At 56.0% G+C, this 243-nt stretch carries 1 pseudogene; it reads left to right on the forward strand.

The features are described from left to right. Window positions 1–243, forward strand: a pseudogene (locus EOD29_RS34385) (ABC transporter substrate-binding protein); the annotation flags it as partial.

Genomic DNA, 243 nt, shown 5'->3' on the forward strand with positions numbered 1-243 from the left:
CGAGAAGATGAATGCGAACATCATCACGCCTTTCAAGAAGATCTGCGGCTGCGAGATCGTGTTCGAGACCGGCAACAATGCCGACCGGCTCAACAAGCTGAAACTGCGCGATGGCAAGGGCGTCGATGTCATCTATCTCACCGACAGCTTCTCGCAGCTCGGCATTGAACAGGGATTGTTCCAGGAGATCGATGCGTCGAAGATCCCCAACCTCGCGGATATCTACGAGCTGGGCAAGGCGCC

The sequence above is a fragment of the Mesorhizobium sp. M1A.T.Ca.IN.004.03.1.1 genome (assembly GCF_003997555.1).
In the GTDB taxonomy this organism is placed as follows: Bacteria; Pseudomonadota; Alphaproteobacteria; order Rhizobiales; family Rhizobiaceae; genus Mesorhizobium.